Annotated in this window: 9 protein-coding genes; 8 read left to right on the top strand and 1 reads right to left on the bottom strand. The window is 40.2% G+C overall.

The window, feature by feature from the left end:
- The first annotated feature begins 21 nt into the window (after positions 1–21).
- The 8 genes from AC04Q1_RS11750 (at position 22) to AC04Q1_RS11715 (ending at position 12,547) form a co-directional block, all read left to right on the top strand.
- Complete coding sequence (locus tag AC04Q1_RS11750; RefSeq protein WP_478364797.1) at positions 22–1,755, top strand: DUF4983 domain-containing protein; 1,734 nt, start codon at positions 22–24, stop codon at positions 1,753–1,755.
- A 17-nt stretch (positions 1,756–1,772) separates the two neighbouring features.
- Positions 1,773–3,731, top strand: a complete 1,959-nt coding sequence (locus tag AC04Q1_RS11745) for a M60 family metallopeptidase (protein WP_478364796.1) — start codon at positions 1,773–1,775, stop codon at positions 3,729–3,731.
- A gap of 12 nt (positions 3,732–3,743) precedes the next feature.
- Positions 3,744–5,447, top strand: a complete 1,704-nt coding sequence (locus AC04Q1_RS11740) for an alkaline phosphatase family protein (RefSeq protein WP_478364795.1) — start codon at positions 3,744–3,746, stop codon at positions 5,445–5,447.
- 224 nt (positions 5,448–5,671) lie between these two features.
- The gene (lacZ, locus tag AC04Q1_RS11735) at positions 5,672–8,836 is read left to right on the top strand and encodes a beta-galactosidase, LacZ type (protein ID WP_478364794.1); all 3,165 of its coding nucleotides are present in this window, start codon (positions 5,672–5,674) and stop codon (positions 8,834–8,836) included.
- Positions 8,837–8,914: 78 nt separating this feature from the next.
- Positions 8,915–10,114, top strand: coding sequence for a glycoside hydrolase family 27 protein (locus AC04Q1_RS11730; protein WP_478364793.1), 1,200 nt, complete (start codon positions 8,915–8,917; stop codon positions 10,112–10,114).
- A 27-nt stretch (positions 10,115–10,141) separates the two neighbouring features.
- Positions 10,142–11,650: a M60 family metallopeptidase gene (locus AC04Q1_RS11725; protein WP_478364791.1), complete on the top strand. Its 1,509-nt coding sequence runs from the start codon at positions 10,142–10,144 to the stop codon at positions 11,648–11,650.
- 36 nt (positions 11,651–11,686) lie between these two features.
- A complete protein-coding gene (locus AC04Q1_RS11720) occupies positions 11,687–12,004 on the top strand; it encodes a hypothetical protein (protein WP_478364789.1) in 318 nt (105 codons plus the stop codon).
- 144 nt (positions 12,005–12,148) lie between these two features.
- A complete protein-coding gene (locus AC04Q1_RS11715; RefSeq protein ID WP_478364787.1) occupies positions 12,149–12,547 on the top strand; it encodes a hypothetical protein in 399 nt (132 codons plus the stop codon).
- 76 nt (positions 12,548–12,623) lie between these two features.
- Here AC04Q1_RS11715 and AC04Q1_RS11710 read toward each other — a convergent pair whose 3' ends face one another.
- Positions 12,624–13,496, bottom strand: a complete 873-nt coding sequence (locus AC04Q1_RS11710) for an NmrA family NAD(P)-binding protein (RefSeq protein WP_478364785.1) — start codon at positions 13,494–13,496, stop codon at positions 12,624–12,626.
- Positions 13,497–13,686: the final 190 nt, after the last annotated feature.

The following is a 13,686-nucleotide window of genomic DNA, read 5'->3' as shown; positions in this document are numbered from 1 at the left end:
TAGTTTCAAATATAATAACAGATGAAAAAAGGATTTACATTAACTGCAACCTTAAAATATTTTGGCCTTGCCCTGGTATTTGGGCTAATTCTTACGGGTACGGGCTGTAATAAGGATTTTGAAAATACATTGCCAAAAAACTTCCGGAATGATACCTTGGGCTTAGGAGCAGGAAAAAAGGTGCTTTATATTGTTTTAGATGGGGTAACGGGTGCAGCAATAAAAACACTTGCACCTACCAATTTGGCACAGATTAATGCAAAAGCTACCTATACCTATGATGGTTTGGCCGATAACAAATACAATGTGATTACCAATGCATCTGCCTGGACAACGATGTTAACAGGTTATGATTATACCCAACACCATGTAACCACCGAAGATTTTGCAGGTTTAAATGTGCAAACTACGCCTACCATTTTTACCCGGATTAAAAGTTCGATTATCAGTGCAAGAACGGTTTCGATTGCATCAACTTCAGTTTTTAACGATAAACTGGCAGCCGATGCAACTGTAAAACAGACTGTTGCTGATGATGCTGCAGTAAAAACAGGCGTAGTAACCGAGTTAAGTACCAACAGCCCATCGATGGTAGTTGCACAGTTTCACAGTGCCGAAATTGCGGGTGCTGCCAATGGCTATACCGCGGCTACACCTGCTTATGCGGCTGCAATTAAAAGTATTGATGGTTATATTGGTGAGATATTAACCGCGCTAAAAGCCAGAAAGGGCTACTCTGGTGAAAACTGGCTGGTAATTATCGCATCTAACAAAGGAGGAGGGCCATCTGGCGGAACTCCGGGCTCGAATATTTTTAACGATGCTTCCCGGAATGCTTATATCGCTTTTTATAACCCAAGGTTTTTGTCTGTACAGATTACGCAACCGGATCCAAGTAGTTACCCATTTGTAGGTACAGCTCCACGTTTTGTGGCTACTACTTCTTCAAATGTTACAGCCATACAAAACAACACTTCATTAGGTAATTTTGGTACTACTGGAAATTTTACCTTCATGTTTAAATTCAGAGATGACTATGGTCAAGGAAATTATTACCCTATGTTTCTGGCAAAAAGAAACGCTTTTAATTCGGTATCTTCTACTGGCTGGGGTTTCTTGTTTGGCGCAAATTCTGCACAGCTGGATTGGGGTGGTAGTCCACGTCCGGGTTTTGGTATTGATATACGTGACGGGCGCTGGCATACTGTAGCCTTTACCATAGGCTTGTTAAATAATGTAAGAACACTTACTTTATATGTGGATGGATTAACCAGATACTCAGGATCAATCAATGGAAGAAACATCGACAATACCATTCCGCTTAGATTAGGTGGCGATATTGGAACTGATGGCAACAGCCAAAGCAATCTTTTAATCCGGGATGTAGCCTTGTTCAATGTAGCGATGTCGGCTACTGATGTGGCTGCGATCATGAGAACCCAGATTAAACCCAGTACGCCGTTTTTTAGCAATTTATTAGGCTTTTGGCCAGGAAATGAGACCAGCGGTACCGTTATGTTAGATCAATCGGGCAATGGAAACGACTTTACCTACAGTAGTAATGTCGCATTTGCCAACTTCGAAGAAATTTCACCTAATATCTCACCCGACATTTCGCCGGCTGCTTATACCGCTGTTCCAAATGGTATTGATATTCCAGTGTTGATTTACAACTGGTTAAATATTGCAGTTTCAAGTGAGTGGGGTTTAACTGGTAGAGTGTACAGTCCAAGTGTGTCATTACCAACTAATTAATTTTAAATATAGATAACATGAAATTTAATCAGTTAACTAAAATATTCGGCCTATTTCTTTTATTGGCATTTACTGCCTGTAAAAAGTACGGCTATGAGGTTCCGGATGGTTATCCGGATGATTCGCAGAATGTAGCCGACGGCACAATCGATACCAATATGAAATTGATCGATAAATCGATGTATGCCAAGGCGAGGGTATTTCCAGGTCTGGTAGATCAATCCGAACCCAGGGTAAAAGATACCCAGTTTACACTTAATCTTAACTTTACCGATCAAACGGCACAAAATTTAAGAATTTCGGTTGCACCATCACCCCAATATAGCACGGGTTATTATGCCGCTCCGGGAGAACTGATCAAAATTGTGGTGCCAGCAGGGGTTGATGGACTAACCGTACAGATCGGGGCACATACCGATAACCTTGCCGGTAAATCACCATTACTACGCGATCCTGTTATTTATAACAGGAAGCAATTGGTTTCAGGCGTTAATTATATCCGTAACCTTTACGGTGGACATATTTACATCCTGGCCTCCTTTGCTTATCCTAATCCTGTTACTTTCACCATCACTGGTGCGGTGGTATCGCCCGATTTTATTTTAGGTCAAACCAGCGATGCTGATTGGGTGGCCAAGGTAAAAGCCTCACAAGTGCCCTGGCTAGAGCTAAGGGCTAAAAGTGTTATTTTCACTATCCCAAGGGATAAAGTAATAGCTACTTTTAATTCTAGCGAACCTTTTACCAATCCAACTGCTGTATTTACCAGATGGAACGATGTTTTTGATCTGGATTACAATGAATGGATGGGTTTATCGGATAATGCAGCCGATATCAGAGACAGAAGTCCTCAAAGTCAGTGGCGTGGAATACTGGATATCCAGCTTTCAGCCGGATACGGACACTCTGGTTTCCCTTTTGTGGGTTTAAACGATTCTTATTGGTTTGCCAGTTTTACCAGTTTAAATTCAATTACCACCAGCTCTGGTCAATGGGGTACTTACCACGAATTTGGGCACAACTGTCAACAGGGAAGTATCTGGAGCTGGAGTACCCTTGGCGAAACTACCAACAACCTTTTCAGCTTTAAAGTGGCCAACAGGATTGGTGCCGACTACAATATCCTGCATCCGGCAGTATCAAGTGGTTTCCCTAAAGCAATTGCTTATGCGAACGCTGCTGGTGCCAAGAATTTTGATCAGGATGCTGCAATGAATACTGTTGATGAAGCGCCATTTATGAAAATGTTACCTTTTGTGCAAATTTTTGAGAAATACGGCTACGGTGCAATGACTTATTTGTATACAGAGGCCCGTCATGCCGAACGTTTAAATACCAACGACATTACCAAACACAATTTTGTTTACGAAAAACTATCCGATTACACCAAAACAGACTTGTCGCCATTTTTCGGCGCATGGGGTATTCTGATCAGCGATGCGGTTGTAGCAAAGGTTAATGCCAAATATCCGCTCCTTAAAACCCCAATATGGACATATAACCCACTAAATAAAACCGGAGGTACGGGCACAATTACCTACAACACCACAGTGGTTTCCGTAAGTTCAAGCCAATCCGGCGATGGCACACCTGAAGCGCTTGTGGATGGCATTGTATCGTCATCATCATTCTGGCATTCTAACTATGGTACGGCTACATCAACCAATACACTGGGTTTCCCAATCAATATTGTTCTGGGTACCGGATCACCTGTTCCTATCGCGGTTAAGGGGGTAACTTTTGCACAACGACAAAATAACAGCGCTGGTTATGTAAAAGATGTAGAAATATTTGCCAGTACCGATAATGTGAATTTTGTAAGTGTAGGAACTACAACTTTACCACAAACAACTGCGGTTTACAACTTTAATTTCCCTGGAGGTAATGTAAGTACCAAGTTTATAAAAGTGGTAATCAAAAGCGGCAAGGATGCTGTATATGCCAATTTATCAGAGTGTAACCTTATTAAACCTTAATGACGCTTTATTATGAAAACGAACAATAAAATATATCATATCATCATTGGTGTTTGCGCAATAGGCATATTGGGCTTTGCGAGCTGCAAAAAATATGCTAATCCGCCGGCTATATATGAAGATCTCAAACCCCTATCTGCCGGGCAACGTAAAATTTTGGTTATCAGCATTGATGGATTAACAGGTACAGAATTGCAAACTGTTGCCCCAACCAATATGACAATGCTACAAAAGAACTCGAAGTATTCGTATAATACATTAAAAACGGCTTCTGATGCAGCCGGATGGGTTTCAATGCTTACGGGTACCAGTTTCGTGAAACATCAGATCAGTACAGACAATTTCGAACGCACAGCTGGTTCAAGTACTGATGAACATGCACCCATTGTATCTTACCGCAATGTATTCGACTATATTACCCAGTATAAATCAGTAAAAACAGCTTTAGTTACGCCATGGGCTAATTTGCGAAATTATATGAGAAATGCAGATTTTGCACCCGTAGTATCTACCGATTTAGCCGTTAAAGACAGTACCGTAAATATTCTGAACACTCAAACTGGCCTGGGTACCATGTTTGTTAATTTTAGGGAAGTAGAAGCCGCTGGCGCTAACGGCGGTTATTTAGCTACCAACGCCAACTACAAAAATGCCATTGTTAAAGCAGATGAGTATGTAGGCAATATTTTAACTGCTTTAAAAGCCAGGAAAAATTATGCCAACGAAGATTGGTTGGTTATTGTAACCAGTAACCATGGCGGTAGCAGTGCGAACCCTACAAATGGTTTTACATTGGTTTATAATCCTGCCTTTAAATCTTTCGAATTAAAGAAAACGGGTTTTAATCCCGTACTTTTTGCAACTACAACATCAAGGGCAGTTACGCCAAATGATAATGGCCTTTACGATGTGGGAAGTACCAAAAGCATTACGGTACAGATGGATACTAAATTTAATAGTACAAACATTAATTACCCAACGTTTTTTGGTAAGAGTACGAATTTGAGCGGGAGTACCATCACTGGCTGGCAATGGGGCCACTATGGTAATCAATGGTCGGTAACTATAGGGGGATCGGCAAATGGTGGTTCCGGAAAACTCCAGATCAATGCAGCAACTGCGCCAGGTACCGATTGGCATACCTTAACCATGAGTATTAGTACAACAGTTAACGGGGCGGGCGCGGCAACGGCAAGATCACTTAAACTCTATATCGACGGTAATCTGGAAACCACAAGTGACATATTGAGCAGAAAAAGTTTAAGCACAGATGAGTTACTCAGAATTGGGCACAGAAAGGGTGATACCGATACACCCACACCATTTTATGGTGCTAACCTGGCATTTTATAATGTAGCTTTAAGCGATGCCGTTATAAAAGAAAATGTTGGCTTAAAAGATATTACCAAACACCCCAACTATGCCAACCTGATCGGCTTTTGGCCAATGGACGAGGGAACTGAGGGTACCTTTTTTAATAAGGCACCTGGAGGTTACAATATGACGCTTTCAGGCGTATATAGCTGGGCAAGTTTAGGTGCTTTATATCCTCCTGGAACAACAGCAGAGCCAATTACCTCATCATTGTCGATCCCTTCTACCGTAAGCGATATATCGGCTCTGGCACTGTACTGGATGAACATTAATATCCTTCCCGATTTTGGTTTTGATGGTAAACCCTACCTTAAAAACTTCGAAATAGAATTTTTAAAATAGTAGTTAGTTTAGTTAGTGAAACCCTTGCCACCGGAGGTGGCAAAGGGTTTTTTAGATTTTAAGATGATTTAGAAAGGTAAGGTTCTCTTATCTCAATGGACCAATTCAATTATTCAACCTCTCGGTAACATCTTTAAAACTCAAACGTTTGCGCAAAAACAATTTCAGCATCATACACTAATCATCAGTAATTTGGGCCAACAAGACCAATATTATCACACAAAATGAAAAGAAAATTAACCGTTTTATTTATACTATTATTTACAGTAGGGCAAATCAGCGCGCAGGATCTGCCTTCCGAACTGCAGACGCCAGAAGTGGTTTCACTTAATCGTTTGCCCATGCGGGCCTCGGGTTTTGCTTTCGAAAACCAGGATTTAGCCAGTAAAAGAGCTAAAGAGAAATCAACATACTTTTTGTCATTAAATGGCTCCTGGAAGTTCAACTGGGTAAAAGATCCACGCAAAAGGCCTACTGATTTTTATAAAGTAGATTTTGACGATCAAACCTGGGATAACTTTAAAGTACCTGCCAACTGGGAAGTTAACGGTTATGGGTTGCCAATTTATGTAAACCAGCCTTATGAATTTGCTGGTAGACAGTTAACAGGTGCACGGATGAACCCACCGTTCGATATTCCTGTAGATAACAATCCTGTAGGTTCTTACCGAAAAAAAATCAATATCCCATCCAATTGGGATGGTAGACAGGTGTTTATCAGTTTAGGCGCCGTTAAATCGGCCTTTTACATCTGGGTAAATGGTAAAAAAGTAGGTTATAGTGAAGATAGCAAACTGGCAGCTGAATTTGACATTACCAAATATGTTAAACCGGGAGAAAATACCATTGCTTTACAGGTATACAGATGGAGTGACGGCAGTTATTTAGAATGCCAGGACATGTGGCGCATTTCGGGAATAGAACGGGAAGTTTACTTGTATTCGACACCAAAATTAGACATTCGCGATTTTAAAGTGGTGGGTGGATTAGATGGCACTTACACCAACGGTTTGCTGAATGTAGATTTGGCTGTCGAAAATTATAAAATAGATCAGCACACCAACCATAGCCACCCCGACAGTTTTTATGTAGCACTCGATCTGGTTGATGCCAAAGGAAATAACATCTGGAAAGATGCCACTACAATGCAAAAAGTGTTGGGCAACTATAAAACCAGCCTTTCTTTTAAAACGCAGATCAGTAATGTAAAAAACTGGTCGGCAGAAATACCTTATTTATATACCTTATACATTACTTTAAAAGATAAAAACAATAAGGTCATCGAAGTGATCCCACAACGCGTAGGTTTTCGTTCGGTAGAAATTAAAGGAAGCGATTTACTGGTTAACGGCAAGCGTGTATTTTTAAAAGGTGTAAACAGGCACGAACATAATGCTACACAAGGTCATACTTTAACCCATGCCGACATGGAAAAAGATATGGAAATGATGAAAAAACTGAATGTAAATGCAGTCCGTCATTCGCACTATCCGCCAGATCCTTATTGGATGGAGCTATGTGATGAATACGGCTTGTATGTAATAGATGAAGCCAATATCGAATCACATGGCCGTTACTACAGTTTGGAAACCTCATTTGCCAATGATAAACAATGGCGTGTTCCACATCTTGAGCGCATTACCAGAATGTATGAGCGGGATAAAAACCACGCATCGGTAATTACCTGGTCGTTAGGTAACGAAGCTGGTAATGGTGTTAACTTTTACGAAGCTTACCAATGGCTTAAAGCAAAAGATTTTCGCCCGGTGCAGTACGAAAGGGCTGAGAACGATTTTAATACCGATATGATTGTTCCGCAATATCCTTCACCAAATTATCTGCCTCGTTATTCGAAACAGGAAAAAGAAACCCGTCCATTTATTATGAGCGAATATGCACACATTATGGGCAACAGTTTGGGTAACTTTAAAGAATACTGGGATGCCATCGAAAATAATCCTAAACTCCAAGGTGGCTTTGTTTGGGAATGGATCGATCAGTCTATTGATACCGTTAAAAACGGCAAACGCATTATGGCCTACGGTGGCGATTTTCCTTTAAGTGGTCCGGTTGACGAAAACTTTAGTGATAATGATTTCTGTGTGAAAGGTGTAGTTACCGCCTACCGTGGCATGACGCCAATGGCTGTTGAATTGAAAAAAGTACATCAATACATCAAAACTGCCTTTAATGGCACTAACCAGATCAATGTAAATAACAGCTATTTCTTTAAAAATATTAGCAATGTGCAACTTAACTGGGAACTGGTAGAAGATGGTAAAGTGATTCAAAGCGGAGTGGTAAGCAATCTTAATGTAGGACCACGCCAAACGCAAATGATATCACTTCCCTTTAAAACGAACTATACAGCCGGAAAAGAATATTTTTTAAATGTGCATTACCGCTTAAAAACAGCCGAACCATTTTTAGAAAAGGCTTATGAGGTTGCTTACGAACAGATTGCTTTAGCAGGTAAACCAAAGGCCAATGCTTATGCCAGTAATAAGAAAACTTTAAAGGTAGAGCAAACTGCCGAAAAAGCAGTGGTTAAAGGAAGTGATTTTACCATCACTTTCGATTTAACCAAAGGAACATTAACCAGTTACATTTCAAAAGGACAGGAATTATTGGCATCAGGCCCACAACCCGGCTTTTACCGTGCCCCTACCGATAACGATATAGGCGCAGGTTTAAATACCAGGTTGCGTATGTGGCGTAATGTGTACCAGGATAATGATGCAGCTCACATTAAATCTACCGTAAATTCAACTCCCGATGGTTTTACCTTAAGCATTAAATCGACTTTGCTTAAAGGCGATGCAGAAACCACACAAGAATTTAATGTATTGGCCGATGGAACAATTAAAGTAAACAATCAATTTAAAGCGGTAACAGGCAATTACAAAAGTTTAATGCGTATGGGTAACGATCTGCAGCTGAAAAACGATTACAGCAACATTCAATGGTATGGCCGCGGTCCGGGCGAAAATTATGTAGACCGGAAAACAGCTTCGCTAATTGGTATTTATAAATCAAATGTTGCTGACCAGTATTTTGCTTATGCCCGTCCACAGGAAAGTGGCAATAAAACCGATGTGCGCTGGGTCGCTTTTACCAATAAAGCAGGTAAGGGTTTGCGTTTCGAATTCGCAGATCAGCTGTTGAGTTTTAATGCATTGCCTTATTCGGTAGAGGATTTAGATCCAGAGGCTGAGAAAAAACAATATCACTCCGGTGAGCTGGTAAAACGTAACCAGATTTATGTGCACATGGATATGCAACAACTGGGCGTGCAGGGGATTGATAGCTGGGGTTCTATGCCATTAATCCAGTATCAGATTCCTTTTAAGGATTACCAGTACAGTTATTATATTAAACCAGTTAAATAAATAATGGACGGGGTAAAACGGATGATGGAATAAATAGTTATCTGTTTACATCTCCAGCATTTTAAATGATTAAAATTTATGAAATTGAGAACCACTTTACTTGTATTTTTAATTGGTTTCACTGCATTTGCACAGGAACCAAAACTAGCTGCAACGCCGCCCATGGGCTGGATGAGCTGGAATATCATGTCAGAAAATCCAAACGAAAAGGATATTAAAGAAATGGCCGACGCCATGGCAAGCAGTGGAATGGTTAAAGCCGGTTACCAGTATATCTTTTTAGACGACTGCTGGCAGGGCGGTCGCGACAATAAAAACAACATCATTGCCGACCCAAAGAAATTTCCTTCAGGCATTAAAGTCCTGGCCGATTACCTGCACAGTAAAGGTATGAAACTGGGTATATATTCTGACGCAGCTCCTTTAACCTGTGGTGGTTATACTGCAAGTTTAAATTTCGAAGACCAGGATGCCAAAACTTTCGCTTCATGGGGTATCGATTATTTAAAATATGATTATTGTAATGCACCTGAAGATGTTGAAACCGCAAAGAAACGATATGGTACAATCGCACAGGCCTTACGTAAATCAGGTAGAGCGATTGTATTAGGCATTTGCGAATGGGGGCCACGCGAACCCTGGAACTGGGGCGCAGAAGTTGGTGGACAAAGCTGGCGGGCCACTTACGATATCAGAGATAAATGGAATGATGTAGAGGGTAAGGGCGGTGTAGGTATTTATAATGTGGTTGATAAAATAGCCGGTTTGGCTAATTTTTCTGGTCTGGGTAAATGGAATGATGGAGATATGCTGGTAGCGGGTTTACATGGAACAAAAGGCCCTTCATCAGCCTTTAATGGCAAGGGCTGTACCCAGGCCGAATACCAGAGCCAGATGAGCTTATACAGTATGCTTAATTCACCTTTATATGCAAGTTGCGATATCCGTAAAATGGACAATGAAGCAAAAGCCATCTTTACTAATGAAGAAGTAATTGCTTTAAACCAGGATGCTTTGGGTAAACAGGCCGAAAGAAAAATCAAAACGGATATTTGGGATGTTTTTGTTCGCCCTTTGGCCAATGGCGATTTTGCAATAGCCATTTTAAATAAATCAGCATCGAAACAAAATGCCAAAATAAATTTTGCCGAACTGGGCCTTGCCGATAAATATGAAATCAAAGATTTATGGCAACACAAAGCAATTGGTAAAAACAACAAATGGACAGGTGAAGTAACTGCTCACGAAACCAAAGTTTTTCGTTTAAAAAAAGTATAACAAAACAACAACAAGCCAAACACACAAATGAAATCATTATTATCCCTCGCATTAATCGCTACAGGCCTAACCAGCTTTGCTCAGGATGCAGCAAAAAATCCTGCAACGATACTGATCTCGCCTCAGCACACCCTTTCAAAAAACGACACGGTTTTTAGAAAAGCCATCGCCAAATGGAGTGATGAAACCTTAAAAAATACCGATTATAAAAACATCAAGGCACAGCCCTCTGCCGATATTTTTCCCGGAACAGTAAAAACGGGCTTTCAATTTGTAAATAAAACGGTAAGTATCGAACATAAAAAAATGGCCGATAGTTTAGTATCAATCGTATCAACCCTGGGCTACTCAGGCTACGATAACGCTACGATGTACAGTACCGGATTATACGCTAAAGCAGGGGAGTACATCGAAATTGAAGTGCCTAAAAATACGAATGTAAATGATCTTGAAGTTCAGATCGGTGCACATAGCGACCGGCTGAACTATTGGGTGGCAGGCAAGGAAGATTGGCGCAGGATGCCAATTATTACCAAAAAACAGAAATTGGTCACCGGTAAAAACAGACTGGCATCACCATTTGGTGGATTAATTTATATCGATATCAAACCCAAGGCAGAAAGTAGAAAAATTGACTTCAAAATCAGCCATGCCATTGCAGCGCCGCTTTTTGTATTGGGTAAAAGCACACAGAGTGATTGGGAAAAGCAGTTGAAAGATAATAAAGCACCATGGGGCGAAATGGCTACCGAAAATGTGATTTTAACTTTGCCAGACAGTGTGCTGCAAACGATTAAAAATCCTGAAGAGGTATTAAAATTATGGGATCTGGTTGTACTTGGGGAGTTAGATCTCGCCAATATGCCTGCGCCATTTTACAGGGCACAGCGCATGGTACCTGATGAGCACATCGGAGGTGGATACATGCACAGCGGTTATCCGATCATGATCCACCACTCACCAACCAGAAAAATGCTTTCAAATGAAATTATGGCTAACCCCGAATTGTTGATGAAGCCGAGTAAAGGTGGTGCCAATTGGGGCTTTTTCCACGAAATTGGTCACAACATGCAGAATTTAAACTGGGTTTTCGGTGGTACCACCGAGGTAAGCAACAATTTTTTCTCACTTTATATGTTCGATAGGTTAATGGCAGGTAGGGACGATTCGCATGCTGCTGTTTCGAGCGCTAATACACAAAAAATGATGAAAAAATATTTTGCGGAAGGAGCAAGCTACGAAAAATGGAAGAATGATCCTTTTTTGGGCTTGATCATGTTCCGTCAGATGCAGGAAGGCTTTGGCTGGGAAAGTTTTAAAGCTTTCTTTAAAGAATATCAAAAAATCGGGCCAAGTATAGGCGATCTAAATGATCAGGAAAAACGCGACTTATGGGTAAAGACCTATTCGAATGTGGTGAAGCGAAATCTGGCGCCATTTTTTAATATCTGGGGAGTGGGGATAAGTGAACATACACAGAAAGAACTGGCTGTTCTTCCAGCCTGGAAACCTTATAACTTTCCTCCTGTAAATTAGGATCAACCTTTTTAAATTAACCCAAATCAAATTACAATGGCAGTAAGCAGAAAAATTGCTTTAAAATCCAATGAGCAAAGTGGCAATCAACTCCATATTTATGAAGTTAACCCGATTATCTTTTACTCTGGTGAAGCAGATGAGCTCATTATCGAGCTTCTAGAATTCAATTATGGTGAACTCATTATTAAATCGCTGTCGACTGCCATTTTAAAAGTGAAAGCATTGATGATGGAAAATGAAGCGTTTACCATTAAGTGGAAACAAAGTGCCAAAGGTTTACGTATTACCTTGCCTGATGGACTGATTAATGATGAAACCCGAAAAAAATGTACTTTGAAAATTAAGTTTTAATTGTAGGCAAGCTTCTATAGAGCTATGAGGTTTTGGGCAACTCTCTGTTTAAACCTTATAGGTCTTTGTTGAGAAACTTCGAAAATCCTGAAGGATGTAGCGTTTTTATTTTAATCTACGTTTTAGCTTAAAAACTAGACAAGCATGATACAGACGTTATTTATTTTGACTTCAATTGTACTGATCATTAGTTTAACATGGGTTTACGCCGATCGCGACCAACCTATGCAAGATGCAGATCAGGCAAGATTGGAAAATCTTTACAAAGACATTGAAAAAACTGCCAATCAATTCTCCACCAAAACTGGATCGTGGAAATTTACAGCTATAGGATCTAAAGCTTGTGGAGGTGCTTCAAGTTTTACTCCTTATTCGGTAAAAATCGACGAAGGTCATTTTTTGAAAAAAGTAGAGCAATTTACCAAACTACAGGACGATTACAATAAAAAATATGGTGTATTTTCGAATTGTTCACTAAGAATGCAGTCAAAAGGTCTACCCGTTATAACAGGAGGTTTAAACTTAATTATTGATCGCGCTTAAGGCGTCAGATATTACTATCTGAAACTAAGTCTTGTGCTGTCGGTTGCTACATACCGACCGAAATTGAAAACGAATTTTATTTTTTATTGTCTCGTAGCGCGTTTTCGATGTATTCGGAGATGCGCGTTTTTAGTTTAACAACAGTTGTTCCATTGTTTTCGGGATCCGTATTCCCATTTACAGTAGTTTCCGTCATTTCAATAAAATTTTTCCTTGCATCGGGGGAAAAGCCTATTTTTTCTAATGTCGCATCCCATTCTTCACGTGGAATCTGTTTTGCTTTAACCGTTTTATTTAAGACATCTGCAAATGCCCCGGCAACATTATCTGAATTTAATTTTTCAGGTCCAACAATCTCATAAATTTTAGACGTCTTGTCTTTTACCAAAACATCTGCTACAAATGCCGCTACATCCATCGGAGAAATCATCGGTAAAGCCAGATCTATTGGGTAAAAGGTAGGAAGTATAGCGCTCTTTTTAACTTCTGGCAGTTGAGCCAGCCAGTTACTGTAATAATAGGCAGGGCGGATGAAAACCTGGGGAACATCTATATCCTGAAAAGCATGTTCCAGCAGATATGACATTAACAAATTACCTGTTCCTTTACTGTACTGTGCGCCAATGGATGACAGTCCGACAAGTTTTTTAATTCCCGATGCTTTGATGGCTTTATTATAATTTTCGAGTATAGTTTTGGTTTCGCCCAATACATCTTCATTTTTAAAGGTTTCGGGCGTTAGTGCAAAGAGGGTATCCCCATCTTTGAAAGCCGCAATTAGTGAATTTAAATCCATCGCATCGGCAATAGCCACTTCAGCTCCTTTTGCCTTAATTGCTGAGGCTTTTTCAGGATTATGGACTACGGCTTTAACGGCTAGTTTTTTAGCCAGTAGATGTTCTACAATTGCTGATCCAACCTGACCAGATGCGCCTAAGATTACGTACATAACAAAATAATTTGGTTACGAGCGTTTGCTTATTTAACAAGAAAGAAATAAACTTGGTTTCAGTTTTTTTGAATTTGGTGTTGAGTCTTCTATCGGATGGTGGCGTACTGACTAAAACTTGCTTGATTTCATATATTCTTAAAGATTTGTGGGCATAGAAGCTATCAAACTTGATTGCTTTGAGCGGAAT

Source organism: Pedobacter humicola (assembly GCF_056490705.1).
Note: the sequence above shows the minus strand (reverse complement) of the source record. Positions and strands in the feature narration are given on the sequence as shown.